The organism is Ulvibacter litoralis (assembly GCF_900102055.1).
GTDB lineage: Bacteria > Bacteroidota > Bacteroidia > Flavobacteriales > Flavobacteriaceae > Ulvibacter > Ulvibacter litoralis.
This window is the reverse complement of the sequence record NZ_FNBA01000005.1, coordinates 22,993-37,571: the sequence shown is the minus strand read 5'-3', so window position 1 is coordinate 37,571 and position 14,579 is coordinate 22,993. Positions and strand designations below refer to the sequence as shown.

At 35.7% G+C, this 14,579-nt stretch carries 14 protein-coding genes; 9 read left to right on the top strand and 5 right to left on the bottom strand.

All coding sequences use genetic code 11. The annotated features are described in order from the left end of the window. Positions 1 to 115 precede the first annotated feature (115 nt). From clpB to smpB, 4 genes are all read left to right on the top strand, one after another. Complete coding sequence (gene clpB, locus BLQ00_RS13915; RefSeq protein ID WP_093144926.1) at positions 116 to 2,719, top strand: ATP-dependent chaperone ClpB; 2,604 nt, start codon at positions 116 to 118, stop codon at positions 2,717 to 2,719. Between the two features lie 291 nt (positions 2,720 to 3,010). Beyond that, a complete protein-coding gene (locus BLQ00_RS13910) occupies positions 3,011 to 3,493 on the top strand; it encodes an acyl-CoA thioesterase (RefSeq protein ID WP_093144925.1) in 483 nt (160 codons plus the stop codon). A gap of 180 nt (positions 3,494 to 3,673) precedes the next feature. Further along, complete coding sequence (locus BLQ00_RS13905; protein WP_093144924.1) at positions 3,674 to 4,204, top strand: SixA phosphatase family protein; 531 nt, start codon at positions 3,674 to 3,676, stop codon at positions 4,202 to 4,204. Positions 4,205 to 4,225: 21 nt separating this feature from the next. Continuing rightward, a complete protein-coding gene (gene smpB, locus BLQ00_RS13900; RefSeq protein WP_093144923.1) occupies positions 4,226 to 4,690 on the top strand; it encodes an SsrA-binding protein SmpB in 465 nt (154 codons plus the stop codon). Between the two features lie 8 nt (positions 4,691 to 4,698). On the opposite strand, the gene BLQ00_RS13895 is transcribed toward smpB, so the two are convergent. Beyond that, the gene (locus BLQ00_RS13895; protein WP_139149423.1) at positions 4,699 to 5,157 is read right to left on the bottom strand and encodes a hypothetical protein; all 459 of its coding nucleotides are present in this window, start codon (positions 5,155 to 5,157) and stop codon (positions 4,699 to 4,701) included. Positions 5,158 to 5,369: 212 nt separating this feature from the next. Here BLQ00_RS13895 and BLQ00_RS13890 point away from each other — a divergent pair, with 212 nt between their 5' ends. The 4 genes from BLQ00_RS13890 to BLQ00_RS13875 all read left to right on the top strand — a co-directional run bounded on the left by BLQ00_RS13890 (position 5,370) and on the right by BLQ00_RS13875 (position 9,285). Then, a complete protein-coding gene (locus BLQ00_RS13890; RefSeq protein WP_139149422.1) occupies positions 5,370 to 5,816 on the top strand; it encodes a hypothetical protein in 447 nt (148 codons plus the stop codon). 35 nt (positions 5,817 to 5,851) lie between these two features. Beyond that, a complete protein-coding gene (locus tag BLQ00_RS13885; protein WP_093144920.1) occupies positions 5,852 to 6,535 on the top strand; it encodes a hypothetical protein in 684 nt (227 codons plus the stop codon). Between the two features lie 80 nt (positions 6,536 to 6,615). Next, a complete protein-coding gene (gene uvrB, locus BLQ00_RS13880; RefSeq protein ID WP_093144919.1) occupies positions 6,616 to 8,619 on the top strand; it encodes an excinuclease ABC subunit UvrB in 2,004 nt (667 codons plus the stop codon). 33 nt (positions 8,620 to 8,652) lie between these two features. Further along, positions 8,653 to 9,285, top strand: a complete 633-nt coding sequence (locus BLQ00_RS13875; RefSeq protein WP_308425302.1) for a hypothetical protein — start codon at positions 8,653 to 8,655, stop codon at positions 9,283 to 9,285. On the opposite strand, the gene BLQ00_RS13870 is transcribed toward BLQ00_RS13875, so the two are convergent. Then, entirely contained in the window at positions 9,277 to 10,797 is a 1,521-nt protein-coding gene (locus BLQ00_RS13870) for a GH3 family acyl-acid amido synthetase (protein ID WP_093144918.1), read from the bottom strand. The genes BLQ00_RS13875 and BLQ00_RS13870 overlap by 9 nt on opposite strands. Positions 10,798 to 10,905: 108 nt before the next feature. On the opposite strand from BLQ00_RS13870, the gene rluF reads away from it, so the two are divergent. Next, positions 10,906 to 11,742, top strand: a complete 837-nt coding sequence (gene rluF / locus BLQ00_RS13865; protein WP_093144917.1) for a 23S rRNA pseudouridine(2604) synthase RluF — start codon at positions 10,906 to 10,908, stop codon at positions 11,740 to 11,742. Positions 11,743 to 12,226: 484 nt separating this feature from the next. Here the strand turns inward: rluF and BLQ00_RS13860 are convergent, their stop codons facing one another. The 3 genes from BLQ00_RS13860 to sucC form a co-directional block, all read right to left on the bottom strand. Next, entirely contained in the window at positions 12,227 to 12,625 is a 399-nt protein-coding gene (locus tag BLQ00_RS13860; RefSeq protein WP_093144916.1) for a hypothetical protein, read from the bottom strand. 100 nt (positions 12,626 to 12,725) lie between these two features. After that, positions 12,726 to 13,058 carry a hypothetical protein gene (locus tag BLQ00_RS13855; protein ID WP_093144915.1) on the bottom strand — a complete coding sequence of 111 codons (333 nt, stop codon included), beginning with the start codon at positions 13,056 to 13,058 and terminating at the stop codon, positions 12,726 to 12,728. A gap of 169 nt (positions 13,059 to 13,227) precedes the next feature. Continuing rightward, positions 13,228 to 14,418 (bottom strand): ADP-forming succinate--CoA ligase subunit beta, encoded by a 1,191-nt coding sequence (gene sucC / locus BLQ00_RS13850; RefSeq protein ID WP_093144914.1) that lies wholly within the window; start codon positions 14,416 to 14,418, stop codon positions 13,228 to 13,230. Positions 14,419 to 14,579 lie beyond the last annotated feature (161 nt).

Genomic DNA, 14,579 nt, shown 5'->3' with positions numbered 1-14,579 from the left:
TGGCGCATCTTTTGAAAGCTATACTTTGACTTTAAATATCAAACACAACATTAAAAGGTATCGGAAACTTTAGACGCAATAAAGCCTGAACCTTTCATTATAAAAAACAAAGAATATGAATTTTAACAACTATACAATTAAATCGCAAGAAGCGATACAGCGAGCACAGCAGCTTGCTCAAAGCTTAGAAAATCAACAAATTGAAAACGAGCATATTTTAAAAGCTATTTTCGAAGTTGATGAAAATGTGACCCCATTCCTTCTTAAAAAATTGAATGTAAACTTGGAAATGCTGAAGCAAATCCTCGATAAACAATTAGACAGTTTCCCTAAAGTTTCGGGAGGAGATATTATGCTTTCTCGTGAAGCTGGAAAAACAGTAAATGAAGCTAGCATTATCGCCAAAAAGATGAACGACGAATACGTTTCTATCGAGCATTTATTACTGGCTATTTTTGCTTCAAAAAGCAGTATTGCACAAACTCTAAAAGATCAAGGTGTTACTGAAAAAGGGTTGAAAGCCGCTATTTCAGAATTGCGTAAAGGCGAATCTGTAACTTCACAAAGTGCAGAAGAAACTTACAATTCATTAAACAAATACGCGCGAAATCTAAATGAATTAGCCAAAAATGGGAAATTAGACCCTGTTATTGGTCGTGATGAAGAAATACGTCGTATTCTTCAAATCTTATCACGTCGTACCAAAAACAATCCGATGCTAGTAGGAGAGCCTGGAACAGGTAAAACTGCGATCGCAGAAGGATTGGCGCATCGTATTGTAGATGGAGATGTCCCTGAAAACTTAAAATCGAAAGTGGTATACTCTTTAGACATGGGAGCATTGATTGCAGGTGCCAAATTTAAAGGTGAATTCGAGGAACGCTTAAAAGCTGTTATCAAAGAAGTAACTTCTAGCGACGGTGATATTGTACTCTTCATTGACGAGATTCACACCCTTGTAGGTGCTGGAGGTGGCGAAGGAGCCATGGATGCTGCAAACATTTTAAAACCTGCTTTGGCGCGTGGAGAACTGAGAGCTATTGGAGCAACAACACTTGACGAGTACCAAAAATACTTTGAAAAAGACAAAGCCTTAGAGCGTCGTTTTCAGAAAGTAATTGTGAACGAACCTGATACTGAAAGTGCAATTTCTATTCTTCGAGGAATTAAAGAAAAGTATGAAGCACACCACAAGGTACGTATCAAAGATGAGGCGATTATTGCGGCTGTGGAATTATCACAACGTTATATTACCAATCGTTTTTTACCAGATAAGGCTATCGATTTGATGGATGAGGCTGCTTCAAAAATACGAATGGAAATTAACAGCAAGCCTGAAGAATTGGATGTACTCGATCGTAAAATCATGCAACTCGAAATTGAAATCGAAGCGATTAAACGTGAGAAAGACGAAACGAAATTAAAATCACTTCGTTCCGATTTAGCCAATTTGAAGGAAGAACGCAACGAACTGAACGCAAAGTGGAAAAGCGAAAAAGAAGTGGTAGATGCAGTTCAATCTATCAAGCAGGAAATTGAAGATTACAAAGTAGAGGCAGAACGTGCAGAGCGTGAAGGAGATTTTGGTCGTGTGGCAGAGTTGCGCTACGGAAAGATTAAAGATGCACAAGAAGCGCTTTCCAAATTGGAAACAAAGCTTGCCGAAACTGAAGAGGGTTCTTCCATGATTAAAGAGGAAGTTACGAATGAAGACATCGCCGAAGTTGTGGCAAAATGGACAGGAATTCCTGTAACAAAAATGTTGCAAAGTGATCGTGAAAAATTACTTCGTCTTGAAGATGAACTACACAAACGTGTGGTTGGACAAGAAGAAGCGATTGTTGCCGTAAGTGATGCTATTAGAAGAAGTAGAGCTGGTTTACAAGATGAGAAAAAACCGGTTGGTTCGTTCTTATTTTTAGGAACTACAGGTGTGGGTAAAACCGAATTGGCAAAAGCACTTGCCTCCTACTTGTTCGACGATGAAAATGCAATGACGCGAATTGATATGAGCGAATACCAAGAACGTCATAGTGTGAGTAGATTGGTGGGAGCCCCTCCAGGATACGTAGGATATGATGAAGGCGGACAACTTACAGAAGCTGTGCGACGTAGACCGTATTCAGTAGTATTGTTAGATGAAATTGAAAAAGCGCATCCAGACACCTTTAATATTTTATTACAAGTGTTAGATGAAGGACGATTAACAGATAACAAAGGGCGCCTGGCTGATTTTAAAAATACCATTATTATTATGACTAGTAATATGGGAAGCGACATTATTCAGCAAAAATTTGAATCGATTAAAGACCCTGAAACAGCAATGGAAGGTGCAAAAGTTGAAGTACTAGGATTGCTAAAACAAACGGTACGTCCAGAGTTTTTAAATCGTATTGATGATATTGTAATGTTCACGCCATTAACAAAAGATGACATTACTAAAATTGTAGGTCTTCAGTTAAAAGGAGTTACAAAAATGTTGGCGAAACAAAACATTACACTCGACGCGACAGACGAAGCAATAGCTTACCTAGCGAAAAAAGGATACGACCCGCAATTTGGAGCGCGTCCAGTAAAAAGAGTGATTCAAAAAGATGTCTTAAACAATCTTTCGAAAGAGATACTTTCAGGAAAGGTTACCACAGACAGTATCATTTTACTAGACAGTTTCGACGATACGTTGGTATTTAGAAATGAAGGTGATTTGGTAGAAAACTAACGGTTAGAGTTCCTTAAAAACTCGTTTCATAATTGGTTGGTTAGTTAGTAAACCGCCTGTATATCGAAAGATTGCAGGCGGTTTTTGTTTTTCTACTGAATTACAATTGATTTTGTTGCGGCACCTTCTTCGGAAGCAACCGTAACAAAGTAAGTTTCTTCAAAAGAATTTTGTTTTGTAATATCACGCACAACAACTTCTGAGTAAAACGGTATAATTAAATATTTATCCCGATTTTTGCAGCACACAATAGAATTTTCAGAAATAAAAAAAATAAAAAAAATAAAAACTATGAGTGATTTACCCTCAATTTTAGAGAGTACGATAAAAGTTAGATTTCAAGATTGCGATCCTTTTAACCATTTAAACAACGCCGCATATATTAACTATTTAATCAATGCACGTGAAGACCAAGTAGTTGAAAAATACGGTCTTGACATTTATAAAATGGCGAAGACCGAAGGGAAAAGCTGGGTGGTAGCAAGTAATCAAATCGCTTATATAAAACCTGCTTTTTTAATGGAAAATGTAGTGGTACAATCGCAATTGGTTCACTTTACCGAATCTGAATTAAGAGTAGAATTCAGAATGCTTACAGAAGACAAATCTGAAGTAAAAGCGGTAATGTGGAGCGATTTGGTCTATTTTAATTTCATGAACAAAAAGCGCGACACGCACTCTGATTACTTTACAGACCTTTTTAAATCGGTGGTTAAGCCCGTGGAACAAACGATATTTGAAGAACGTATTGGATCCTTCAGAAAAAGAAACTAAAAGAAATCCCTCCCGAAATACATCTTGGGAGGGACGCTTCTTTTGCATAGTAATGTATGCGGTAGTAAGCTAATTAACCTCAACATTAATTAAGCTAACAAATATTTACACTAACATTTACGTATGAGATACCTATTTGGTTTTCAGAATTTGTAATTTTAACACTTTAATTTTTAGACAATGAGAAACGTATTTATTCTAGTATTGCTTTCAAGCCTGTTTTTTTCCTGTAATAATTCCGTAGAAAAGAAAAAAAATAACGCTGAAATTAAAGAGGTTACTACTACCTATTATTTAATTCGTCACGCCGAAAAAGACCGTAGCGATCCAGCAAATAATAATCCGAAACTTTCTGAAGTTGGATTAGAACGCGCTATGAAATGGGCACAGTATTTTGAAAATATCGCTATCGATCAAATTTTTGCTACCGATTACAGTCGTACCATGCAAACAGCGGCATACACTGCTTCACAAAAAAACGTGATGATAGAATCGTATGATCCTTCCGATTTATATAACGAAGACTTTAAAGCCTTAACGAAAGGACATAATGTGTTGGTTGTTGGACATAGCAATACGACGCCTCAGTTTGTAAATAAAATTATTGGCGAGGACAAGTATCCAGACATTGACGATAATGAAAATGGAATGCTCTTTATGGTTACTGTTACTGGTGATGATAAAAACGTACAAATATTTACGGTCGATTAATTTTACCCTACTTTTGTAACTATGGCAATTCAGAAAAACGTAAAAATTAAAAACCGAAAGGCTCGCTTCGAATACGAAATATTAGATACGTATCAGGCGGGAATTGTATTAGCTGGAACAGAAATTAAAGCTATTAGAGAAGGAAAAGCCTCTATTGCTGAAAGTTTTTGTGAGTTCCATAACAGTGAACTTTTTGTTATTAATATGACCGTTCAAGAGTATTCACACGCAACTTATTTTAATCACAACCCAAAGAGTGAACGCAAGTTATTGCTCAACAGAAGTGAATTAAAAAAATTGGAAAAGGAAGTGAAAAACTCGGGACTTACCATAATTCCTTTAGTATTGTACACCAACGACAAAGGGATTGCAAAAATCCAAATTGCACTCTGTAAGGGTAAAAAAGATTATGACAAACGGGAATCAATTAAAGACCGCGATAGTAAACGCGATCTAAGTAGAATTAAAAAGGCTTTTAATAACTAAGTTTATTTTTATCTAGTAAATGTATACATAAACCCATCTATAGCTCCTCCACTTGAGTACTCATTTGTATCTATATATAGATTTCCATCTTGAGTAATCTCATATTTTCCTAATTCATCATTATCATGAACCCCTGCCATTCCAAATACAACTAAATATTTTGCACCATTCAATTCGAGTACAGAATAATTATATACGTTATTTTCATAAGGATAATACATATGTTGCGGATCCGTAGGTACTAGGTTATTGACAACGCTAAGTGTATTTCGTTCGGAATTGAAATCCCAAGTAACTTGATTTTCATTGAAATCAAAATCAACCCCTGCAAAACCTCCTTGTAAGGATTTAAAATGCCAAACACCTGAAAGCTCATCGTTTTGAACCGAAGGAGCATCATCTTCACTGTCACAACTTGTAAATAAAAATCCAACTACTACCAATAAAATTAAAATTCTCGTTTTCATAAGTATCGTTTTTAGATTTTTCATATCTGAACAATGCTTCAAATTAATAAAAGTTAGGTTAAAAAACAACTAACACTCTATTTTTAAACTATTTAAGAGTAGATTTTATTTTAATAAGTTCTTCGGAAAGTGACTCATTTTAAATTTTGTCAGGTTCATTTTTATTCTTTTATTTGAAAAAACAGATTGATTCATTTTTAAATTCTGATACTATGAAAATAAGGAAAGGCATCGATAAGATTTTAGCAGGATTTGGAAATGTAAAAGCTTCAGAGCGCTCACACGTCGATTCCTTTACTGAGGAGATTATCAACTCGGTGGAAGGTGAAAAAATAGCGGCTTCAGAAAACGGTCAAATCTGGATTGAATACCAAGAACTTGGTGGATTTCAATTTTTAAATCTAACCATCCTGAGTAAATTCAATATTAAAACAAAAAAGAAATGTAAAATGCATTTTCTTGGCGGTGCTTCAGAACTTATTCTAACTTCTGACGACGAAGAAATTGAATCGGATTACTCTAATGTCTCCAATCGATGGATTACCACAATGAGTTTCGATATTTCAGACGATGAAATAAAATTTATAGACAATAAAGTAGCCGAAGAAATACACATCGAATACAAAAAGAAAACCATTTCTTTTCAAGTAATTAAATAATATCCTGCGCCACACCCAAATTTAGAGCTACATCTATGAAAAAATTATGCTATATTCTTTTAGTACTAGTTTCAACAACATTATTCGCTCAAGAAGAAAAAAGTGAAGGTTTTCCAAACGCGAAAAACAGTTACGTCACCTTCGACATCACTACACCCATTAACATTTTTACTCCTAGATATCGTTTTGGGTACATCCAGTCTATCAACGAAAAATGGAGAATTGGTGCCGATATTGGATATGGAAATGAAGATATCTCGTTAAAATTATACTATTACGAAGACACTAAGAATTATGAATTAATAGAAGGTCGTGTAGAAGTATATCACATTTTTAATCCTACCAGAAAAGTGAATCATTACATTTCTGGAGAACTATACTACATCAACCACAATGAAGACATTGAATACGACAACTACATAAACGAAGACAGAGAAATTACTGTATATTTTGAAAGTGCCCATATGGAACGTCAAAAACAAGGGTTTAACTTAAAATACGGTGCTTTTTTACCCTTTGGTGATTATGTTGGAATGAATGTCTATGTTGGATTAGGAGTACGTGTTCGAGATATTGCCTATACAAATTTAATTGACGAACGCATTGCTGACTATTATGATGATGAGTTTGAATTTTTAGATGGATTATACCGCAGAGAAGGGACTTTTACAGGACTTAATTTTACTCTAGGCGCTAAATTTTTCTACACTTTTAACTAAACTTTACGAGACATTCGGTAGTTCCTTTCCCCCAGAACCTCAGCAATTTTCTGTATTTTTGCTAGTCCTAGAAAGTAGCTATGAAGTTTAAAATTGTTTCTGAATTTTCCCCAACCGGAGATCAACCTGCCGCGATTAAATCGTTAGTCGCTGGTATAAATTCGCAAGAAAAATACCAAACACTTTTAGGTGTTACCGGAAGTGGAAAAACATTTAGTGTCGCGAACGTCATTCAAGAGGTTCAGAAACCTACACTAGTTTTAGCACACAATAAAACACTTGCCGCACAGCTGTACACAGAGTTTAAAAACCTGTTTCCTGAAAATGCAGTAGAGTATTTTGTATCGTATTATGATTACTACCAACCGGAAGCTTTTATTCCGAGCAGCGGAACGTACATAGAAAAAGATTTATCGATTAATGAAGAAATTGAAGTAATGCGACTCAGCACTACTTCTTCCCTACTTTCGGGAAGACGCGATGTAATAGTGGTGTCTTCAGTTTCTTGTCTCTACGGAATTGGAAATCCTGCAGAGTTTCAGAAAAACGTCATCAGTCTTGAGAACGGACAAGTAATTTCACGAACCAAGTTGCTTCACCGTCTTGTACAAAGTCTGTATTCTAGAACGGAAGCTGAATTTGGCCACGGAAGTTTCAGAATAAAAGGAGATACGGTAGATGTTTTCCCAGGATATGCAGACAACGCATTCAGAATTCACTTTTTTGGAGATGAAATTGAAGAAATTGAAGTTTTTGACCCAAAAACAAACGATGTGATTGAAAAATACGATCGTTTGAATATTTATCCTGCCAACATGTTTGTTACTTCTCCAGACGTACTACAAGGCGCTATTAAAAACATTCAAGACGACCTCGTAAAGCAAGTTGATTACTTCAAAGAAATTGGCAAGCACTTGGAAGCAAAACGCCTAGATGAACGCACCAACTTCGATTTGGAAATGATTCGCGAGTTAGGGTATTGTAGCGGAATTGAAAACTATTCGCGCTACTTAGACCAACGTTTACCTGGAACAAGACCGTTCTGCTTATTAGACTTTTTTCCAGAAGATTACTTAATGATTGTGGATGAAAGCCACGTATCAATACCACAAGTGGGCGCCATGTATGGTGGTGACCGTTCGAGAAAAGAAAATTTGGTAGAATATGGCTTTCGATTGCCCGCCGCAATGGACAATCGTCCGTTAAAGTTCGAAGAATTTGAAGCGCTTCAAAATCAAGTAATCTTTGTAAGTGCAACGCCTGCCGATTACGAATTAGAAAAAACCGGCGGTGTCTATGTTGAACAAATTATTAGACCCACTGGATTGTTAGATCCGCCGATTGAAATACGCCCTAGTTTAAATCAGATTGATGATTTAATTGAAGAAATTCATCTTCGTATTGAAAAAGACGAACGTATTTTGGTGACCACTTTAACCAAAAGGATGGCAGAAGAACTGACCAAGTACTTAGAGCGCATTTCTATTCGATGTAGATACATACATAGTGATGTGGACACTTTGGAACGTGTAGAAATTATGCAAGATTTACGTCTTGGATTGTTTGATGTATTAGTGGGTGTTAACCTTTTAAGAGAGGGACTTGATTTACCTGAAGTTTCATTGGTTGCGATTCTGGATGCTGACAAAGAAGGTTTTTTACGTAGCGCGAGATCTTTGACGCAAACCGTGGGTCGTGCCGCAAGAAACCTAAACGGAAAAGCAATTATGTATGCCGACAAAATTACTAAAAGCATGCAGGCAACGATAGATGCTACTGAATACCGTAGAGAGAAACAAATTGCATATAATAAAGCAAACAACATCACTCCTACGGCAATTAAAAAGTCGTTTGACAATGCGCTGACTAAATCCAAACAAGAAGCTTATACTTTTGAAAATGCAGAAAGTCTTGCTGCGGAATCCGATACAGAATACTTAACCAAAGCGCAATTAGAAAAGAAAATTAGAGACACTCGTAAGGCCATGGAGAAATCGGCAAAAGAATTAGATTTTATGATGGCTGCCAAACTTCGAGACAAGATTAAAAGCTTTCAGAAACAACTGGAAGAAGTGGCGAAATAACAGTGTTTTTCAAACTTAAAACCAAACTTTACAATGACGTTAACAGCTCGTCTTCTTGCATTTTTGTACTTTCCTTTTTATATGATAGCACAAGAAGACATTAATATCGACAATAAAATTATTCCTGAAAGCATTAAGACGGAAGCCATAAATGCATTGTCATATTATCCAGAGCTAAACGATACCGAGATTACCTTCAAATTTAAAGATGAAATCAAAAAATCGACCATGCAGGCACAACCCAAATGGACGAGTTTTTTTAAAGGAAAAAAGAAGAGAAGTTACATCATTCTTATTAGTAGAAAAATTCAGATTGACACAGAATCTTTCAGTATAGATGATATTCCTAGTAACATTCTTGTAGGTTGGATAGGACACGAGTTAGGACATATTATGGACTATAGGGACCGGACAAACATGGGCATGCTAATTTTCGGTATAAAATACCTGTATTCAAAGAATCATATTCAGGAAGTAGAACATGCCGCTGACGTTTACGCCATAGCCCACGGAATGGGAGATTACATCCTACAAACCAAAAATTTTATTTTAGAACACGCCAATATTTCAGAAAAATATAAAAATCGCCTTCGGAAACTGTATATGTCACCCGAAGAAGTGATGCATCTTATTGAAGAAGGAAAATTGGAAAGTAAACTAGAGTGATTTTACAAACGTTTCCCACTCTTCAAATTTCTCGGCTTTCATCACACGTTCCATTTTAACCTGTCCACCCTTCTTTTTATTTGCAGCATTCCATTCATAAAAAACACTTGGAGCAACAGCGGTAACCTTCACCCCTTTTAATGCTTTACTTCTCGCAACTTTATAGTTTTTATTTGCCTCTTTTAATGCGTTGTCTAAGGCTTCGGAAAGTTTTTCGTTGTCAATACTTGCTTCTGTACCAAGATACCAACAATGGTAAAATTCATTGTCAATTTCGACAGCAGCTACCGTAAACTCCGGAATCTCGATATCAAACTGTTGTTCTAATTCTCGCAAAGCACTGTCCATTTTATTCACCGACAACTGCGAGCCAACTACATTTAGAAAAAATTTGGTGCGTCCTGTGATGATAATTTCTGCTTTCTCCACATCTGTAAAAGCAATAGTATCCCCAATGAGATAGCGCCAAGCTCCAGAAACCGTCGAAATGATCAACACATAATCGATATTTTCTTTTACTTCGGAAAGCGTTAAAACTTCGGCGTCTTGGTGAATTGAACCATCTTCCAAAATGTAGTCTGGTTTGAAAGGAACGAACTCGAAATAAATTCCGTTATCGGTTACCAATTTCATTGAGGTTGTGTCCGGACGTTGCTGAAACGCTAGAAATCCTTCTGAAGCCAAATAAGTATCGATTACCGTAATAGGTTTCGATAGAATTTGCTTAAAACTTTTCTCATAGGGCTGAAACGCCACACCGCCACTAGTATATACCTGCAGATTGGGCCAAACATCGTGAATGGTATCAACTTTATGGAATTCGATTACTTTCTTCATCATCAACTCCATCCATGACGGAATACCACTTAACGCACCAATATCCCATTCTTTAGCACGCTCTGCAATGGTTTGTACTCGTTCATCCCAATCGTCAATCCTCGAAATTTCTACTCCCGGCTTGTAATAGCCTTGAAACCAAAATGGAATATTACTAGCGGTAATTCCGCTGATTTCTCCTTCTAAAAACTCTCCGCGTTCATTGAGATCGGTAGAGCTTCCCAACATCATAATTTCTTTTTCAAAAAAATTGGGAGGAAGATCAAAATTAGACAAGGCACCTACTTGTTTTATTCCAGAAGTGCGAATAGCGTTAATCATATCGTCTGTTACTGGAATTCGTTTACTTGTTTTGCCGGTTGTACCGCTACTCAATGCAAAATACGATGGTTTTCCGGGCCAAGTAATGTCTTCCATTCCGTCAATGACACGGTCCCACCAGTCTACTTTCATTTTGGTATAATCATGGAAAGGAATGGCTTCAGAAAAAGCTTTTTGTACATTCTCAGCTTCTAAAATATATTTAAATCCGTAGTACTTTCCGAAGGAAGTATCCTTAGCAGTATCCAACATCTGTTTCAACACCTCTTTTTGAGCTTCGACAGGAGATGTTTCAGAAACTATTGAATCACGTAAATCGATTGCTCGCTTAATAATTGAACCTAGTAATGCCATAATTGAGTTTAATAAACTAAAAATACTAAATCATAAAAAGGAGATTGTTCCTTTTAAAGGAAGTTTAACCTTTTTTATTCTACCTACCATATAGTATCTTTACAGTCTATGGCAAATCATCCTGATTCTACACGATTAAACAAAGCTATCAGCGATAGCGGTTATTGCTCCAGAAGGCAAGCAGACACCCTTATTGAACAAGGAAGGGTAACGATTAATGGAGAAGTAAAAACCTTGGGCGACAGAGCCATGCCAGGCGATGTTATTAAGGTGGACGGCGAGTTAATAACCAGTAATGACAATCTTGTTTATATCGCCTTAAACAAGCCCGTAGGGATTACTTGCACCACCGATCAGCGCATTGAAGGAAACGTGGTTGATTTCATAGGTCATAAAGAACGGATTTTTCATGTTGGGAGATTAGACAAGCCTAGTGAAGGACTTTTATTAATGACGAATGACGGAGATATTGTAAACAAAATATTACGTGCTGGAAATAGCCACGAAAAAGAATACATTGTAAAAGTTGACCGTCCTGTAACAGACGATTTTATTCATAAAATGAGTAATGGTGTCCCGTTACACGAATTGGAGGTTACTACAAAAAAATGTAAAGTAGAACGCATCAGTCGCTTTGTGTTTAGAATTATACTCGTACAAGGATTAAATCGTCAAATTCGTAGAATGTGTGACTATTTCGAATATGATGTTGTGGAGCTAAAACGAATTCGAATTATGAATGTCGAATTAGGAGACCTTCCTGTTGGCGAATGGCGTGATCTTACTACGGAAGAATTAGACGGTTTAAAACAAGCAGTTTCACAATCTAACAATACACCGGCAGCCCTTAAAAACCCAGAGAGCGAAAAAACTACGAACAGAAGAGATAGCAACGAAAGAAGTGCTGGAAGAAGTACTGGTGGAAGAAGAAGGAGAAGAGATTAGCGCAAAAAAAAAGGCCACATACCGATTGAGTAATATGTGACCATTTTCAACTAACTAACCAAATTAAATTCCAATTATGAAATTTCTCAACCATTCTCTTCTAGTATTATCTATACTAATTGGGGATTATACTAATTAGATTTATAGACAATAAAAAATGAAGTACTTAAAATACGGGGATATTTTATATATATTAATCCTTTAAATTGTAATCGTTTTACACTTACAAAATTCAATAAAATTTATGAATTAACTCCTCAAGAATTCATTAAATTTCACCTCATTTTGGGTGTTTAATCGGTAATTAAATACACTTAAACGAAAATGCAATTGTAAAAATTTCCAACATCTATTTTGAAACGCTACCTACAGATTATTGGTTAAAAAAGTCAATAATTGACTGAAAACAAACAATATGCATTTTAAAAATTAAATAGCTTTTCTAAAGTTAGGTATTAGATTTTAAAAAAATCAAAAAAGAATGTTAATTATAATAGGTTTGAAAAATCTTGATTAATTCTTCACTTGGAATTATTTTATTTTCAAATTGATGCATACGCACTAATATCTGATCAAAAACACCTGGACGAATGCCCATTTTTATTCCAAAATTTCGAATTGCCACCACTTCATCTTGATGTGTTTCTAAATCTACGTTCATTAGTAGCACCAATTTATAAAAATGTGAAATTCGTTCAATCTCAGTAAACAAAAGTTTTGAAGGCTTAGGATTTTCAAACAGTAAATCAACTTCCACCTTACTCACATCCATTCGTTCTGCTAATTGTAAAATGAAATCATATTCTGAAGGAGTTATTTTAGCATCCGCGTGCGCTAATAAAATAAAGTCGCTAACCATAGCGTAACTGTGTTCTTTTTCCATAGTACAATACTAATTAAAAGTTTGAAATTTTAAAAAAGAAAAAGATTTCAAAAAAAAATCTCGGGAGATTAGTCCGAGATTTCTTCAAAATTTAATTTGGTTATTCTGCTTTTACAAGCACAGGGAGCATATACTCCTTTCCGGGAACAAGTTTATTTTGCAACTTGTAATAATTTAACCGACTTTTAATAAAAGATTCAATTAATACATTGTCGGTTTCCACGAGCAATACAACAACTTCATGGTTGTCGTTAATGGTGAAAGTAACATTCGCCTTACTGTCTTCCTTTAAATCGATTTTCGGACTCCTAAGCAAGTATGTTATTTCTTGACTTACTGTTTTTTTCTCTTTTTCTACGGAAACTGCCGCCAAAGACAAGCCGCTTCCTGCGAATAGCATAATAGCCATTAGCAGTACACTTAATTTTTTCATAATGATTCGTTTTAATTGATTGATGTACTTAATAGACCTCCTTTTTTGAACGAATGTTACTGAAAATGACTTATTTAACAATATATTAACAAAGTCAAAATAAATTAAAAACAAAAAAAGCCCTTAACCACAAAGGTTAAAGGCTTTTTTTTTAATTATGTACGAAATACTATGCTAGTACTTTCTGTACTTTATCTGCAGCTTCTTGGAACTCGATTGCACTTTGTACATCCAATCCACTATTATCAATTAATTCTTTTGCGATATCTGCATTGGTACCTTGTAAACGTACGATAATAGGCACATTTACAGTTCCCATGTTTTTGTAGGCATCAACAATTCCTTGCGCTACACGATCACAACGAACGATTCCTCCAAAAATATTAACCAATATTGCTTTTACGTTAGGGTCTCTTAAAATTAATTTAAAAGCTATTTCTACACGTTCTGCATCTGCTGTACCTCCAACATCTAAAAAGTTAGCTGGCTCTCCACCTGCTTGCTTAATTAAATCCATTGTTGCCATTGCAAGTCCTGCTCCATTTACCATACATCCAACGTTACCGTCAAGATCTACATAGTTAAGACCAACTTCTCCTGCTTCCACTTCAATCGCATTTTCTTCGCGAATGTCACGCATTGCTAAGTAATCTTTGTGACGGAATAATGCATTATCGTCGATACTTACTTTTGCATCTACTGCTATAATACGATCATCACTTGTTTTTAACACAGGGTTAATCTCAAATAAAGAAGAATCGCTACTTGCATATGCTTTGTATAATGAGCTTACAAACTTGGTCATTTCTTTAAAAGCTTTTCCACTTAACCCTAAGTTAAATGCAATTCTTCTTGCTTGAAAACCAAGTAATCCAACAGCTGGATCAATTTCTTCTGTAAAAATTAAATGTGGAGTTTCTTCAGCAACAGTTTCAATATCCATTCCACCTTCCGTAGAATACATAATCATATTTCTTCCTGTACCTCTATTTAATAGGACACTCATATAGTATTCTTCAGGTTCGCTATCTCCAGGATAGTAAACATCTTCAGCAACTAATATTTGGTGAACTTTTTTTCCTTCAGCGCTAGTTTGCGGTGTTACTAGGTTCATCCCAATAATTTCACCAGCAATTTGCTCTACTTCTTCAATACTTTTAGCAAGTTTTACACCACCACCTTTTCCGCGGCCTCCTGCATGAACTTGTGCTTTTAATACGTGCCATCCTGTGCCAGTATCTTCGGTTAACTTTTTAGCTGCCGCTACTGCTTCAGCTGGAGTTGTAGCTACTATACCGCGTTGGATTTCAACACCAAAACTATTTAAAATCTCTTTTCCTTGATATTCGTGTAAATTCATAATGGAATATTGTTCGTTTTAAGAAAAGCAAAAATAACAAATGTTAGAGGATTGCACTAATTTTTTTAAAGAGGTTCTTCAGAAAAAATTCAGAAATGAAAAATATTAAAATTTTAAGCTTTTATTACCACTTATTCTTTTTGTACACTTTATTTTAGCCC